Genomic DNA, 14,335 nt, shown 5'->3' on the forward strand with positions numbered 1-14,335 from the left:
TCAGCGACATTCAGGCGAACGCGGTGCGGTGATCGTATACCCAGGTGGAGAACGTACGGGGCGGACGGCCGAGCACGCGTTCCACGTCCTTGGTGGTGATGGCGTTGCCGCCTTGTGCGACCAGTCTTGAGCCGTTGACCGCGATCTCGGCGAAGGCGGGATCGACGCCCGCGGCGAGCATCTGCTTCTCGTACACATCCAGCGGTACGTCGGTGGCCGTGATGCGGCGTCCGATGGTTTCGCCCAGGATCGTGGCCTGGTCGGGGACGCTCAGCAGTTCTGGCCCGGTCAATGTGAGCACGCCGCCCGCGTGATCGTCGGAGGTCAACGCCCGCGCGGCGACTTCGGCGACGTCACGAGGGTCGACGACGCCTTGCCTGCCGGTCCCCGTCGTGTTCGGGATCGGCTCTCCACGGCGGATGTGACCGGCCCAGCGCAGCGTGTTGGAGGCGAAGCTGGACGGGCGCAGTAGCGTCCATCGCAGGCCGCTCGCGCGTACGGCCCGCTCTCCCGGCAGATGCCAGTCCCCGACCTTGACCTCGGTGTTCCGGCCCGTGCCGACGGCCGACACCTTCACCACCCTGCCGACACCGGCGGCACACGCGGCGGCCAGCATCGCCTCGTCATGCTCGGGCAGCCGTGGCCCGGGGGCGCTGAGCAGGAAGAGCGCCTCCGCCTTGTCCGCCGCCCGCGCCAGGGAATCGGGCTCGCCGAAGTCGCCCCGCACGACCTCCACGCCCGGTGGCGGCGTGATCGTTGCCGGGTCTCTGGTCATTGCCCGCACTCGCGCACCCATGGCCGCCAGCAACCGGAGCGTCTCTCTGCCGATGGTGCCCGTCGCACCTGTCACGAGGATCATGGTGGCCACCATGTCAGTGCAGGTGCGGTGAGCTATAGGAACTTTCGGCACGGTCGGCGTGCCGGGCGCCGCTGGGTAATGTGAGGCCGTGACCCTCGAAGTCCCGATGTCCGTGCCGGTCCCGTTGCGGTGGCTGGTCAGCGAGATCACATCTCTGAGGGCAGGCGTACCGGCCGAGCGGACGCCGCTCGTCCACGTTCCCGACGCCGACACCTCGCTGATCTTCCGGACGACATCGGCGCGGCGCAGCGCTTTGCTGGTGGCCGGCCCCCGCACCCGCGCCTCCTACCATGTGGGCGAGGACTTCCCGCTCTGCCTCAGGCTCAGGCTGCGCCCCGGCGCCGCCCGGCTCCTGCTGGGAGTTTCGATGACCGAGCTGGTCGACCGGGTCGTCGACCTCAAGGAGCTGTGGGACGGCGCAGCGGGGCTGACCGCCGAGCCGGGAGACGACGTGAGGCGTGTCCTCCGGCGTCTTCAGTCGGCGTTGCCGGCGCGGATCACCGCCCAGTCCAACGCGGACCTGGCCCGCGGCGCGCTGGTGCGCGCAACCGCGCAAGCCTTGCGTGACCAGGCGGGGCAACAGCGCGAGCCCATCGCCGTCATCGCCCGGCGGCTGGCCGTCAGCGAGCGTCATCTGCGTGATCTCGTCCGCGACGGCATCGGCGTGCCGCCCAAGCGCCTCGAGCGCATCGAACGCGTCCGCCGGGTGCTCGCCCGCGGCGGAGCCCGCACCGCGCGCTGGGCGCAGCTCGCCGCGACCGCAGGCTTCTACGACCAGTCCCACATGACCGCCGAGTTCCGCACCCTGATGGGCGTGCCTCCGGCCGCCTTCTTCGCGGGCCGTTTCCCCTCCCTCCAGCCATGCTGACCGGCGATCCCGCAGAGGGGGAGAGCACAGGCGTCACGACCGGCTCGGCGCGATCCCCGTCGGCCGGTTGAGAGCGGCGGCGAGGTCGTCCAGATGCGCGGACACCGGGCCGAGCGTGAGCACCCCGCTGCCCGCCCCGGCCAGCTCGCCCGCCGCGGGCAGCAGCGCGGCGTGGGCGCGTTCCATGGTCGTGCGGTCCCCGAGCGTGAGGGCCGCCCGGGCGGCCAGGCACCACAGGGCCTCCGTCAGCAGGTCGGGCGGCGGCTCTGGCAGGGCGCGCAGCGCCTCGGCCGCCTCCGCGCGGCGGTCGCGCGCCAGCAGCACCACAGGCCTGGCCCACGGCGCGTACGGCCCCCAGCCGGCATGTCCGACATCGGGCGGGGGCTGTCCGTGCCGCAGGCGCAGGCACAGCAACGCGAGCGGCAGCAGGCCGCGCTCCATGCCGGGCATGCCGGCGCCGTCCAGCCGGGCGGCGGCCTGCCGGTAGGCGGCCTCGGTCTCCTCCAGCGTCGCCCGCCCGGACGCGTCCAGGCGCAGCGCCCGATACCACGTGGTGAACACGCCCACGAGGGGCCGCTCGTGCCGTACGGCCAGGTGCTCGGCCTCGGCGGCGTGGGCGTCGGCGGCCGTGAAGTCCGCGAGCGCCGACCTGGCCTGCATCCGGATGAGACGCCCGAGCACTTCGAAGGTGACCAGGCCGTGCCGGGCGGACAGCTCCACCAGCTCGGCGCCGATCTCGTCGCGGCGGGCGGCCAGGCCCGTGCGGTGGAAGGTCTGCATGAACAGGCCGCTCAGCGCGAACGCCAGCAGCGCGGGATCACCCAGGCGGCGGGCGATCTCCTCGGCCTGCCGCGCCGCCCGCCGCCCGTGTCCGGAGCGGTCGCCGCGTGACTCCAGCGCGATCGTCGCCAGCAGGCGGGCCCGGGCCGCCTCGTGGCCGGCGGCAGGGTGACCGGCGGTCGCGTGATCGGGGGCCAGCGCCGCCAGGGTGCGCCCGGCCGCCGCGACGATCCGCGCCGCCTGCCCGGGGTCGTCGGACCTGGTCCAGATGGCCGGGACGTCGAAGGCGCCGATCACCCGGGCGGTCAGCTCCGCGTCGCCCAGCTCTTCGGCCGCCTCTACCGCGGCCACGCGGTGCTCGCCGGCCGCCCGCGGGCCCCCGCCCCCGGTCACCGCGAGATCGCGCAGCAGGCCTGTCGTGGACTCCAGGCGGGCCCGCGCCCCGGAGGCGACCGCGCGGTCGTAGGCGGCGGTCGCCTCGGCCCAGACCCGTTCGGCCGAGCCGCGCACCGGTGAGTCGAGGTGATCGGCCTGGCGCAGGATGTCGGTCTCCAGCCGGCGCAGTGCCGGGCCGGGGTCCACTCCCAGCTCGTCCACCAGCAGCGTCCGCGCCCGGCGCAGCACGGCCAGCGCGTCGCCCTGCCGTCCGCTGCGGTACAGCGCGAGCGCGAGCAACCGCCAGGCATCCTCCCGCCACGGGTGCCCGGCGGCGTGCGCGTCCAGGTCGGGCACCACCTCCGCCGCCCGTCCCAGGGCCAGCAGCGCCTCGGCCCGGCGCTCGGCCGCGTGCAGCCGCAGCTCGGCCAGGCGGGAGCGCTCGGCGCGGACCCAGTCCTGGTCGGCGAACTCCGCGTACGCGGGGCCGCGCCACCATCCCAGCGCCTCCTCCAGCCGTGCGAGCCCGTAGTGCGGGGGCAGCGCCGCTGCGGCGGTCACCGCGTGCTCGAAGCGCCAGGCGTCCACCGCGTCGGCGCCGGCCCGCAGCGCGTACCCCGGTCCCTCGGTGACCAGCAGCCGCGCGGGGGCGCGGGGCGGCCGGTCGGGTTCCAGCGCCCGGCGCAGCGCCGCCACGAACGTCCGTACGGCCCCGACCGCGCCTGCCGGGGGTTCCTCCCACAGGTCGTCGACGAGGCGGGTGACCGGGACGACGCGGCCTCGGGCGACGATCAGCCGGGCCAGCACCGCGCGGTGCCGTGGCCCCTTCAGGGCGATGGCGCCGCCGGAGCCGTCCCAGGCCGTCACCGGCCCCAGCACCCCGAACGCGACCCCCACCCGCGGCCCCCCTCCCCACCTGGCCTCACGTCACGGTAGCGCGCTCATCGGATGCTCATTCACGCCCGGCAGCCTGAAGGCATCTGATCCCGCACAGAAAGGGGCGCACCATGGCGCCTGTCCTTCCCGGTTTCGACTACCTCCGCGTGCCGGTGGCCGACGGTGTCGCGCTGAACGTCGCCGTCGCCGGGTCGGGGAGCCCGATCGTGCTGCTGCACGGCTTCCCCCAGACTCACCTGATGTGGCGGCACGTCGCCGCCGACCTGGCCGCCGGCCACACCGTGATCTGCCCCGACCTGCGTGGCTACGGCGCCAGCGACAAGCCGGCCGAGGCCGGTCGGGAGACCTATTCCAAGCGCACGATGGCCGCCGACGTCGTCGCCCTGGCCCGCGCGCTGGGACATGAGCGGTTCGCGCTGGCCGGGCACGACCGCGGCGCGCTGGTCGCCTTCCGCGCCGGGCTCGACCATCCGGCGGCGATCACTCACCTGGCCTGCCTCGACGTGCTGCCCACGCTGGACATGTGGGAGGTGATGCACGGCGTGGGCGCCGCCGTCGGGTTCCACCTGTATCTGATGGCTCAGCCGCCCGGCCTGCCCGAGCGGATGATCGATGCGAGCGCCGACGCCTTCTTCGGTCATTTCCTCGACGTCTGGACCCGCGACCGTGGGGCGATCCCCGCCGACGTACGCGCCGCCTACCTGGAGGCCTGCCGGGCGGCGGTGCCCTCGATCGTGGCCGACTACCGTGCGTCGGCGGGGATCGACGTGGACCACGACCGGGCGGACCGGGAGGCCGGGAACCGGCTGCGGATGCCGGTGACCGTGCTGCAGCAGGATTGGGGGGCCGCGCTCGGGTACGACGCCGTGGCGCTGTGGGGCGCCTGGGCCCCCGACCTGGTGCACACGACGGTCAAATCCGGGCACTTCATGGCCGAGGAGGACCCGGCCGGCGTCGCCGGGGCGCTGCGGGCCCTTCTCACCCGCTGACCGTTCAGCCGGATCGGGCAGGTCCCGAACCTCCAGCCGGTGAACGCGTCGCGTGAGGTTCACTCCATGGCCCGCGCGTGTCGACAGGCGACGTCGGTGGGCGGCAGCGTCCCGGTGGTGAGGAAGTCGTCGACGGCGCCGTTGAGGCAGGCGTCGCCGAACGCGGGGTACGGCGCGTGGGTGTGGGCGTCGATGGTCACCAGCCGCGAGCCGGGGATGTGCGCGGCGACGGCGCGGCTGTTGGCGATCGGCACCGCCACATCCCGCAGGGCGGCCGTCACCAGGACCCCGGGCGCGCGGTTGGCCGACAGCCGCACCGGCTCGTCCTTGATCCGGGGCCAGAAGGCGCACGGCGTGATGTTGGCGTTGGCCGGCCCGAACAACGGATACCGCGCGCCGTAGGAGGCGAGGTCGCGCAGGTAGTCGCGGGGGTCGCGCGGCCAGGGGCCGTCCCCGCACCGGTAGGCCATGTTGGTCGCCGTGTGGTTGTCGGCGGGGACGCCCGGCACCCCGGCGGGCGGCAGCGGCCGGAGGGGGAACGGCACGTACGGCTCCCGCCCGGCGGAGAGGTCGGCGAAGGCCGCCGCGACCAGCCCGAAGGTACGCTCGTCGTAGATGCCGGCGACGAGCAGCGACCCCAGTTCGCCGCCGGTCCAGGCGTGTCCCGCGACGACGAGGGGGCTCGTCGCGGCGCGGCGGATGAGCCCGGTGACCGCGTCGGTGACCTCCTGCGCGGTGGCGCCGAGGCCGTAGCCGGCGTTCCGCTCGGCCGTCCAGGCGGCGAAGGAGGCGGCCCCGGCCTCGAACGCGGGGGTGCGCGCCAGCTCGTACGGCCGCCACGCGGTGTCGCCGTAGGGCGGGCTGTCCAGCACGAACCGGTCCACCCGGCCGGGGAACAGGGTGCTGTAGGTCGCCCCGAGCATTCCCGCGTACGACCCGCCGAGGTAGGAGATCTTCTCCTCGCCGAGCGCGGCCCGGATGACGTCCATGTCGCGGGCCGCGTTGGCCGTCGTTGCGTGGGGCAGGGCCCACCCGGCGGCGCGCACGCAGTCGCGGGCGTACGCGCGGGCTTCGGCGGTGTCGGCGGCGAAGCTCCCGGGAGCGGCGGTGCGCACCCAGTAGCCGCCGGGCTCCTCCACGCTCTGCCCGCAGCCGATGGGCGTGCTCCGCTCGACGAAGCGGATGTCGAAGCCGATCAGGTCGTAGCGCGCCCGCACCTCGGGGGACAGCTGGGGCGCCAGGCTCGACGGCAGTGGCACACCCGGCCCGCCGGGGCCGCCTCCGGTGGTGAGCAGCACGCCCCTGCGGCGGGCCGGATCGGTCGCGGGCAGCCGTGAGATCGCGATCGTGATCGTCCGCGCGTGCGGACGGCGGTGATCCAGCGGCACGGTGACCTCCGCGCAGCGCAGGGCGGGGTCGTCGACCCCCGCGCAGTCACCCCAGCGCAGGTCCTGCCCTCTCGGCCGCCCGGGATGTCGCCGCGGGTCCTGCCGTGGATCCTCGCGCGGATCCGGCTGTGGTGCGAAGTCCGCGGCGCCCTCCACGCCCTCCACGCTCTGCACTCGCGCCGTCGCCGGGGCCGCCGCCACCGGCGAGAACAGCACGGCCGATGCCACAGTGGTCGCCGCGATCGCCGCGAGCCGCGACGCGCCTGCCCAGTACGCCATGCCGCACACACTGATCAACTGCAGGCGCTCGCGCCAGCGGCCGGCCTCCGCGTACCGCACGGCGGGGGGAGTGCGTGCTGCTCCGGGGCACGGACCCCGGCGCTCGCGCGTGAAACTTTCGCCCATGCCGCCGGCGTGACAGGACCGCGCCCGCTCCGGCACAGTCTCCTGCACAGCGAGCGGGCGGGACGTCTCTCGTGTTCACCGAGTGTGTCCGGATCGGGCGGCCGGCTCCGACGTCCATGGTGGAGCGGCGCGACGAAGGCGCCCGGCGGAGAGGAACAGACCGTGAAATACATGATCATGCTGTACGGCTCGCAGCAGGACTACGACGTCCTGGCGGGACGGCCGGGCGGCGGGCCCGTGTGGTCGGCCGACGACGTCGCGGCGATGCACGCGTTCATGGCGGAGTGGAACGACGACCTGGTGAAGTCCGGCGAGTTCGTCGACGCCCAGGGACTGACCGCCCCCGTCCACGCCCGCAGGATCCGGCTGCGTGAGGGCGTGCCCGTCGTCACCGACGGCCCGTACGCCGAGACGGAGGAGGTCCTGGCCGGCTACACGATCGTGGAGTGCGACGGTTTCGACCGGGCCACGGAGATCGCCGCACGCCTGGCCCGCACCCCGCATCCGCAGGGCGCGGCGCAGGCGCACGAGTGGTACGTGGACGTGCGCCCGATCGCCGGCTCGCCGGCCGAGCTGGAACTGTGACGACGCCGGGAGAACAGACCGAGGACCTGCTACGCCGGCTGGCGCCGCGGGTCCTCGGCGCGGTCGTGCGCCGATACGGCCACTTCGACACCGCCGAGGACGCCGTGCAGGAGGCGCTGCTCGCCGCCGCCGGCCGCTGGCCGCGGGACGGCCTGCCGGACAACCCGCTGGGGTGGCTGGTCACCGTCGCCGGCCGCAGGCTCACCGACCTGCTGCGCGCCGAGCAGGCCCGGCGCGGCCGGGAGGACGTCGCCGGCAGACGGGCGATTGCCGAGTGGCGGCTCGCGCCCGCGGCGGACCTGTCCGCGGCCGGGGCCGACGACACGCTGATCCTGCTGTTCTTGTGCTGCCATCCCGCGCTGCCGCCCGCCTCGCAGATCGCCCTCACTCTCCGTGCGGTCGGCGGCCTGACCACCGCGCAGATCGCGCGGGCGTTCCTGGCGCCGGAAGCGACCATGACCCGGCGCATCACCCGGGCCAAGCAGCGCATCAGGGACAGCGGTGTCCCGTTCGGCATGCCCGCGAGTGCCGACCGCGCCGCGCGGCTGCGCGCGGTCCTCCACGTGCTCTACCTGGTCTTCACCGAGGGGTACGCGGGGGAGACCTGGCCCCTCCGTGAGGACCTGACGACCGAGGCGATCCGCCTGGCCCGCATCGTCCACCGGCTGCTGCCGGACGACGGCGAGGCGGCCGGGCTGCTCGCGCTCATGCTCCTCACCGAGGCCCGCCGCGCCGCGCGCACCGCCCCTGACGGCACGCCGATCCCGATGGCCGAGCAGGACCGCGCCCTGTGGGACGCCGCCCGCATCGCCGAGGGCGTGGCGCTGGTCGACGCGGCGCTGTCGCGGGGAGCGCCCGGGCCGTATCAGATCCAGGCGGCGATCGCCGCCCTGCACGACGAGGCGCCGAGCGCGGAGGCGACCGACTGGCCGCAGATCGCCGCGCTGTACGCGGTGCTGTCGGGGATGTCGGACAACCCCGTGACGGCGCTGAACCACGCGGTCGCGGTGGCGATGAGCCGGGGCCCGCGGGCGGGGCTGGACCTGCTCGGCGGCCTGGAGGGCGACGAACGGCTCGCCCGCGACCACCGCCTGCCCGCGGTTCGCGCGCACCTTCTGGAGCTGGCGGGGGAGCGGGCGGCGGCGCGGGAGGCCTACCTGGCGGCGGCCCGGCGGGCGGCGAGCCTGCCGCGCCGGCGCTACCTCAACGCCCGCGCCGCCCGTCTCGACGACGACCCCTGACGGTTGGGGCGATCCGTCATCCGGCGGGGGTGAAGCGGGACAGGTCGTAGATGCCGAGCGCCTTCTCGATGTCGGCGACCTGGTCGACCACGCCTTCGAAGCCGCGCGGCCCGAAACGCCGGTGCTCTTCGTCCTCGAAGACCTCGGCCAGGCGGAGGAACTCCTTGGAGGGCACGACCTGACGGAAGGCGGGGAACACCACCGTGTCCTCCCGCGCCTCGTGCGGCTCGTACATGCGGACGAACGCCGCCATGTCGGCGACCAGGGTGTGGGCGGCCCTGGCCCCCCTGGTACGCCGGGTGGCGGTGAGGATGCGCCCGGTCAGCTCGCGTCCTCGTCGGTGTTGCAGCTGCAGGACCGAGACGGTGCCGGTGAGCCTGCCGGCCTCGCGCAGCCGGGGGAATACGTACTTCTCCTCCAGCTGCTCGTGGTAGTCCTCGATGAAGCCGCGGATGATGCGGGCGGCGGCGTTCAGCGGCTGCGCGGGCACCCGTTCGCCGCCCTCGGCCCGCCGGATGCCCTCCCGGTAGACGAGCAGGAGACGCTTCAGCACGCCGTGCTCGCGCATGAGGTCCTCGGGCGGCGTCACCTCCGCCTCCCGTTCGGGGGCTCGCGGCGCGGCCGCCGCCGCGGGGGCCGCGACGGTCACCGCCCCCGCGAGGGCGGCGGGCAGGCCGAGCAGGTCGCGGCGGCGCACCGCCGGTGAACCACGATCGTCCACGCCGTCTCCGTCCTCGCCCGGTCGTCGGGCGCCGCCCGCGTTCTCGTACGCGATCGGAGACTCCCCCGCACGGCCGGACGCCACGCGGCGGCGCGGGTAAACGCTTCGCCCGGCCATCCGTGTCACGCGACCGGCCGGCGGGGCCGCCGGTCGGCGATGTCGATGCCGTAGCGCTCGCGCAGCACCCGTACGGCGTGCGGGTGAACTCGTGGTCCGGGCCGGCTGCCGGCGCCGGCCACGGTGACGAGGCCGGCGGCGTGATGGCGCGGTGTGATGGCGCGGCAGAGCTTCGGCGATCGGTGAGCGGGCGGTGTTTCCGGTGCTGGAATACTGCCGAGGGGTCATGCCGGGCCGCACTCGCGGCGTACGCGGAGCGGGCGGCGGGCTGGCGGTGGTGAAGCATGGTGGCGACCGGTCATCATCGAGACTCGAAGTGGAGGAGTGATCGTGGGGGACAACGGTCCGGCGAGGTCGATCCGTGATCTGCTGCGGAGCCTCGCGGTCTTCGACACCGAACTGCCGGAGTTCGACGTCGACGCCGCGCCGTCCGATCCGGTCGCCCTTTTCGTGGAATGGCTGACTTCGGCCGTGAAGGCCGGGGTGCGCGAACCGCACGCCATGTCGCTGGCGACGGCCGACGCCGCCGGACGGCCTTCCTCCCGCGTGCTGATCTGCAAGGACCTCGAAGCGGACGGCACCTGGTTCTTCGCGACGAGCGCGGGCAGCCGCAAAGGCCGCGAGCTCGCCCGCAATCCGTACGCCGCCCTGTGCTTCCACTGGCCCGAGCAGGGCCGTCAGGTCCGGGTGCGGGGCGTGGTGGTCCCGGCGGGCGCCGAGCGCTCCGCCGCCGACTTCCTCGCCCGGTCCCCGGGCGCCCGTGCCGACGCCCTGACCGGCCGCCAGTCGCAGGTCCTGGACGACCCGTCCGACCTCGACGACGCGCTCCGCACGGCGCACGCCGAGATCGAGGCCGACCCCGGGGTGGTCGCGCCGGGATGGACCCTGTACGGCGTCCGCGCCGACGACGTGGAGTTCTGGCAGGCGGACCGCGACCGCCGCCACACCCGTCTGCGCTACACGCGCCAGGAGTCCGGCTGGGCGCGGCACCGCCTGTGGCCCTGAGACTGCCGGAACCCCTCGTCACTGGAGGTCGCCATGGCGGGCACGCCGTCCCGCCCCGGGCAGGGGCCGCTGAAGCGGCGGCTGGGCCCGGCCGACGCCGTGGTCATCGGGCTGGGTTCGATGATCGGCGCCGGAGTCTTCGCCGCTTTCGCCCCGGCGGCGCGCGTGGCCGGGTCCGGGCTGCTGCTCGGGCTGGGGGCGGCGGCGGTGGTCGCCTACTGCAACGCGACCTCCTCGGCCCGGCTGGCCGCGCGCTACCCCGCCTCCGGCGGCACGTATGTGTACGGGCGGGAGCGGCTGGGGGAGTTCTGGGGCTATCTGGCGGGGTGGGCGTTCGTGGTCGGCAAGATCGCCTCCTGCGCGGCGATGGCGCTGACCGTCGGTTCCTACGTGTGGCCGGAGCAGGCCCACGCGGTGGCGGTGGCGGCCGTGGTGACGCTGACCGCGGTCGACTACGTGGGGATCCACAAGAGCGCCTGGCTCACCCGGGTCATCGTCGGGGTGGTCCTCGCGGTGCTGGCCGCCGTGGTCGTCGCGGGCCTGACCTACGCCGCCGCGGACCCCGCGCGGCTGGGCGCCGGAGCCGGCGCAACTCCCGGCGGGGTGCTGCGGGCGGCGGGTCTGCTCTTCTTCGCCTTCGCCGGATACGCCCGTATCGCCACCCTCGGCGAGGAGGTCCGGGATCCGGCGCGGACCATCCCCCGGGCGATCCCGATCGCGTTGGCGGTCACCCTGGTCGTCTACGCGGCCGTCGCGGTGTCCGCGCTCGCCGTGCTGGGCGGCGCGGGCCTCGGGAACGCGGCCGCCCCCCTCGCCGCCGTCGTGCGGGAGGCCGGGCATCCCGGCCTGGCCCCGGTCGTACGCGCGGGCGCCGCGCTGGCCGCGCTCGGTTCGCTGCTGGCGCTGATCCTCGGGGTGTCCCGCACGACGCTGGCCATGGCCCGTGACCGGCACCTGCCGCACGCGCTGGCCGCCGTCCACCCCCGCTTCGCGGTGCCGCACCGGGCCGAGCTGGCCGTCGGCGCGGTGGTGGCGGTCCTGGCCGCCACCGCGGACCTGCGCGGCGTGATCGGGTTCTCCTCCTTCGGCGTGCTGGTCTACTACGCCATCGCCAACGCCAGTGCCTGGACCCTCACCGCGGCCGAGGGACGCCCCCCGCGGGCCGTGCCCGCCCTCGGCCTGGCCGGGTGCCTGATCCTCGCCTTCGCCCTGCCGCCGTCCTCGGTGGTCTCCGGGGCAGCCGTGCTCGCCGCGGGCGCCGCCGTGTACGCCCTGCGCAAGGCCGCCTGAGGAATCGCGGCCTCGGCCACCAGTGATCGTTGCCGACCGTCAAGGACGTGGTGGCCCGGCTGGCGATCAATCCGAACACGGTGCTCAAGGCGTACCGGGAACTCGAGCACGAGGGCCTGGCGGCCGCCCGCCCGGGGGTGGGGACGTTCGTCACCCGGACGCTGACCGACGCCTCCCTGGCCGCGCACGGACGCCTGCGTCAGGACCTGCGCCGCCGGCTGGCCAAGGCCCGTCTGGCCGGTCTCGACGACGAGAGCATCGAGGCCCTGTTCATGACCACCTTCCGGGCCGCCTCACAGGAGGACATCGCGTGGGCGCCGTCCTGCGCACCCGGGGCCTGGGCAAGAAGTACGGCAGGCGCTGGGCGCAGCTGCTCGCCCAGGTCGCGGTCGCGGTAGCCGTACGCGAGGAGCAGCCGGCGCAGGATCTCGCCCTCGCCGCAGGAGAAGAACAACCCCACCGAGGCGAACTCGTACTCCCGCGTGCCTCGCCCACGGCGGCGTCGCGACCAGGCAGGTGCCCCTCGACGGCCCGCAGGACGGTCAGCTCCGTGTCGTACGCCTGGGGCAGGCAGACCTCGGGGCAGAGCTTGAGCACATGCCGGTCACCCACCGCGTAGACCGGCAGCGACCCGGCGGCGAAGCGCTCGACGCGTTCGCCGCCGAGCCCGAGACCGCTTACCAGGGCGGAGACGGCCGGGCCGAGACGGGACTCGTCCCGCCGGACGGCCATGAACTGCTCCTGGGTCTCGGCCGACGGCAGCCGCACGTGGGAAAGCACGACCCGACGACAGACGAGAGCGCAGGGAGCCGATCAACCGGTTTGTCTCCGGCGGCCGCCGCCGCCCCGGGCCCTAAGCCGACCTCACGGCCGAGCTCACGGCCGCCGCCGGAACGGGGCGAGCGTGACGCGCGCGAGGTCGGCGGCGCCCCAGTCGGGATCGAACTGGGCGATCACGGCCAGGTGCTGGCGTAGCTGGAGGATCGGCATGCGTTCGCGCCAGTCGCGGTCGAGCCCGGTCAGCTCGGCGTACACATCGAAGAACACCTGCGCCTCGGGCGGCGGCGCCGTCGTCCACAGGTGGGCCAGATCGACCTCGGCCCACATGTACGACACGGCCGGGTCGATCAGCGCGGGACGCCCGTCGGGGGTGGCCATGACGTTCAGCGCCCACAGATCGCCGTGCGTCAGGCACGGGGGCCTGACCGGCAACAGCTCGGGCAGCCGGTCGCACAGCCGCTCCAGCGCCGTCCGGTCCGCGGTGTCGAGCGCCTCCCGGACGCGAGGCTCGCCGAGCCAGCGCAGCAGACGGTGCTGGGCGAAGAACTCGAACCCGTCGTCATCCCAGGTGTTGACCTGCCGGCGGCGGCCCAGCCAGTTGTCCCGGTGCCACCCGAATCGGGGGTATCGCGTGGTGGTGTGCAGGTGGGCGAGCGCATGCGCGAACCGCTCCCAGAAAGCCCCGGTGTCCGGCCGGGGCCGCAGCACGGACAGCACGAGCAGGTCGCGGTCCACGTCGATGATCTCGGGCGTGGCGATGCCGCCCGCCTCGCGCAGCACGGTGAGCCCTTCGGCCTCCGCGGCGAAGGCGTCGTCCGACGGCGGCTCGCCGAACGCCTTGACGAACACCGACGTGCCGTCACCGCGGCGCGCGAGCCCCGCGGTCGCGGCGAGGCCTCCAGTGGCCGGCTCGACCGCGACGACGTCGGTCAGGCCGGCCGCGTGCAGGCGTTCCAGCAGGAACGACGTCGCGTCTGTCACGGATGTGCTCCTTCGGTCGCCCCGGGCCCGGACGTGGGCACCCGGAGCCGATCAACCGGTTCTTCGCGCGGGCCGCCACCGGGCCCGCGCGCACCGGCCGGCCTGGTTCCGATCACGGCGGTCGCGTCCAGCTCGTCGTCGCGCGTCAGGCGGGCGGCCAACCCGGCGCGGGCGACGGCCTCGGCGGTCCGCTCCGCCTGGCCTCCGCTCGTCTCCACCAGCAGGTGTCCGCCCGGCGCGAGCCAGCCGCCCGCCTCGGCGACGACCCGCCGTACGACGTCGAGCCCGTCCGCGCCGCCGTCGAGCGCGACCTGCGGCTCGTGTACGCGTGCTTCCGGCGGCAGCAGCCCGATCGCGTCGGTGGGCACGTACGGCGGGCTGGCGACGATGACGTCCACCCGGCCGCGAAGGGCGGCAGGCAGGGCCGCGTACAGGTCGCCTTCGTACACGGTGCCCACCGCCGCACCGCCCGCCGGGGCGAGGTTGCGGCGGGCACAGCGTACGGCGGCGGGGTCGACGTCCACGGCGTGCAGCTCGATCGGCCCGGCGACGGCCGCCAGCGCCGCGCCCATCGCACCCGAGCCGCAGCACATGTCGACGACGACGGCGCCCGGCCCGGCGAGCGCGGCGGCCTGGCGGACCAGGAACTCGGTGCGCGGCCGGGGCACGAAGACCCCCGGGCCGACGGCCAGCCGCAGCCCGCAGAACTCCGCCCACCCGAGGACGTGTTCCAGGGGCAAGCCGGCGGCGCGCCGGTTCACCATGTCGTCGAGCTCGGCGGGGGTACGCGCGGCGGAGGCCAGAAGACGGGCCTCGTCTTCGGCGAACACGCATCCGGCGGCCCGCAGCCGGGCCACGATCGGGGGAAGAGCGGGGGAGAAGGACAGTGACAAGGGGAGAGCCTTTCGGTGTGCCGAGGGCGCTCCCGCGGTCGCCTTGCCTCTACGCGACCGTACGCACGGGATGAGGGGAGCACCCGACCTGTTCAGCGGTAATGGGGCTCACCTCCTCGCGTCGTCGCCGCCGTGATCGGCACCCTACACCAGAGCGCCCG

Annotated in this window: 13 protein-coding genes; 7 read left to right on the top strand and 6 right to left on the bottom strand. The window is 74.9% G+C overall.

Annotated elements, in window-relative coordinates:
* Window positions 1-10 precede the first annotated feature (10 nt).
* A complete protein-coding gene (locus AB0O28_RS08535; protein ID WP_363637750.1) occupies window positions 11-859 on the bottom strand; it encodes an SDR family oxidoreductase in 849 nt (282 codons plus the stop codon).
* 88 nt (window positions 860-947) lie between these two features.
* Here AB0O28_RS08535 and AB0O28_RS08540 point away from each other — a divergent pair, with 88 nt between their 5' ends.
* Entirely contained in the window at window positions 948-1,727 is a 780-nt protein-coding gene (locus AB0O28_RS08540; protein WP_363637752.1) for a helix-turn-helix domain-containing protein, read from the top strand.
* Window positions 1,728-1,760: 33 nt separating this feature from the next.
* On the opposite strand, the gene AB0O28_RS08545 is transcribed toward AB0O28_RS08540, so the two are convergent.
* Window positions 1,761-3,779: a BTAD domain-containing putative transcriptional regulator gene (locus tag AB0O28_RS08545; RefSeq protein ID WP_363637754.1), complete on the bottom strand. Its 2,019-nt coding sequence runs from the start codon at window positions 3,777-3,779 to the stop codon at window positions 1,761-1,763.
* Between the two features lie 110 nt (window positions 3,780-3,889).
* On the opposite strand from AB0O28_RS08545, the gene AB0O28_RS08550 reads away from it, so the two are divergent.
* The gene (locus tag AB0O28_RS08550; protein WP_363637756.1) at window positions 3,890-4,768 is read left to right on the top strand and encodes an alpha/beta hydrolase; all 879 of its coding nucleotides are present in this window, start codon (window positions 3,890-3,892) and stop codon (window positions 4,766-4,768) included.
* A gap of 59 nt (window positions 4,769-4,827) precedes the next feature.
* Here the strand turns inward: AB0O28_RS08550 and AB0O28_RS08555 are convergent, their stop codons facing one another.
* Window positions 4,828-6,435, bottom strand: a complete 1,608-nt coding sequence (locus tag AB0O28_RS08555) for an alpha/beta fold hydrolase (RefSeq protein ID WP_363637758.1) — start codon at window positions 6,433-6,435, stop codon at window positions 4,828-4,830.
* A gap of 297 nt (window positions 6,436-6,732) precedes the next feature.
* On the opposite strand from AB0O28_RS08555, the gene AB0O28_RS08560 reads away from it, so the two are divergent.
* Together AB0O28_RS08560 and AB0O28_RS08565 are read left to right on the top strand one after the other, a co-directional pair.
* On the top strand, window positions 6,733-7,146 hold the full coding sequence (locus tag AB0O28_RS08560; protein ID WP_363638392.1) for a YciI family protein: 414 nt from the start codon (window positions 6,733-6,735) through the stop codon (window positions 7,144-7,146).
* Window positions 7,143-8,387: a DUF6596 domain-containing protein gene (locus AB0O28_RS08565; RefSeq protein WP_363637760.1), complete on the top strand. Its 1,245-nt coding sequence runs from the start codon at window positions 7,143-7,145 to the stop codon at window positions 8,385-8,387. The genes AB0O28_RS08560 and AB0O28_RS08565 overlap by 4 nt, the downstream gene beginning before the upstream one ends.
* 16 nt (window positions 8,388-8,403) lie before the next feature.
* Here AB0O28_RS08565 and AB0O28_RS08570 read toward each other — a convergent pair whose 3' ends face one another.
* A complete protein-coding gene (locus tag AB0O28_RS08570; protein ID WP_363637762.1) occupies window positions 8,404-9,108 on the bottom strand; it encodes a hemerythrin domain-containing protein in 705 nt (234 codons plus the stop codon).
* A 447-nt stretch (window positions 9,109-9,555) separates the two neighbouring features.
* On the opposite strand from AB0O28_RS08570, the gene AB0O28_RS08575 reads away from it, so the two are divergent.
* Genes AB0O28_RS08575 through AB0O28_RS08585 form a run of 3 tightly spaced genes read left to right on the top strand, consistent with a single transcriptional unit; the run spans window position 9,556 to window position 11,918 of the window.
* A complete protein-coding gene (locus tag AB0O28_RS08575; protein ID WP_363637764.1) occupies window positions 9,556-10,230 on the top strand; it encodes a pyridoxal 5'-phosphate synthase in 675 nt (224 codons plus the stop codon).
* A gap of 33 nt (window positions 10,231-10,263) precedes the next feature.
* Window positions 10,264-11,520, top strand: coding sequence for an APC family permease (locus tag AB0O28_RS08580; RefSeq protein WP_363637766.1), 1,257 nt, complete (start codon window positions 10,264-10,266; stop codon window positions 11,518-11,520).
* 29 nt (window positions 11,521-11,549) lie between these two features.
* Window positions 11,550-11,918, top strand: coding sequence for a GntR family transcriptional regulator (locus AB0O28_RS08585; protein WP_363637768.1), 369 nt, complete (start codon window positions 11,550-11,552; stop codon window positions 11,916-11,918).
* Window positions 11,919-12,396: 478 nt separating this feature from the next.
* On the opposite strand, the gene AB0O28_RS08590 is transcribed toward AB0O28_RS08585, so the two are convergent.
* Together AB0O28_RS08590 and AB0O28_RS08595 are read right to left on the bottom strand one after the other, a co-directional pair.
* Window positions 12,397-13,281 (bottom strand): fructosamine kinase family protein, encoded by an 885-nt coding sequence (locus tag AB0O28_RS08590; RefSeq protein WP_363637770.1) that lies wholly within the window; start codon window positions 13,279-13,281, stop codon window positions 12,397-12,399.
* A complete protein-coding gene (locus AB0O28_RS08595) occupies window positions 13,278-14,174 on the bottom strand; it encodes a putative protein N(5)-glutamine methyltransferase (protein WP_363637772.1) in 897 nt (298 codons plus the stop codon). Before AB0O28_RS08595 ends, AB0O28_RS08590 begins: the two co-directional genes overlap by 4 nt.
* Between the last annotated feature and the right edge of the window lie 161 nt (window positions 14,175-14,335).

This window comes from Microbispora sp. NPDC088329 (genome assembly GCF_040685655.1).
GTDB lineage: Bacteria > Actinomycetota > Actinomycetes > Streptosporangiales > Streptosporangiaceae > Microbispora.

Coding starts and splice junctions, on each gene's coding strand:
- AB0O28_RS08580 (WP_363637766.1), top strand. CDS start 10,264: ATGGCGGGCACGCCGTCCCGCCCCGGGCAGGGGCCGCTGAAGCGGCGG.
- AB0O28_RS08555 (WP_363637758.1), bottom strand. CDS start 6,435: ATGGCGTACTGGGCAGGCGCGTCGCGGCTCGCGGCGATCGCGGCGACC.
- AB0O28_RS08560 (WP_363638392.1), top strand. CDS start 6,733: ATGATCATGCTGTACGGCTCGCAGCAGGACTACGACGTCCTGGCGGGA.
- AB0O28_RS08535 (WP_363637750.1), bottom strand. CDS start 859: ATGATCCTCGTGACAGGTGCGACGGGCACCATCGGCAGAGAGACGCTC.
- AB0O28_RS08550 (WP_363637756.1), top strand. CDS start 3,890: ATGGCGCCTGTCCTTCCCGGTTTCGACTACCTCCGCGTGCCGGTGGCC.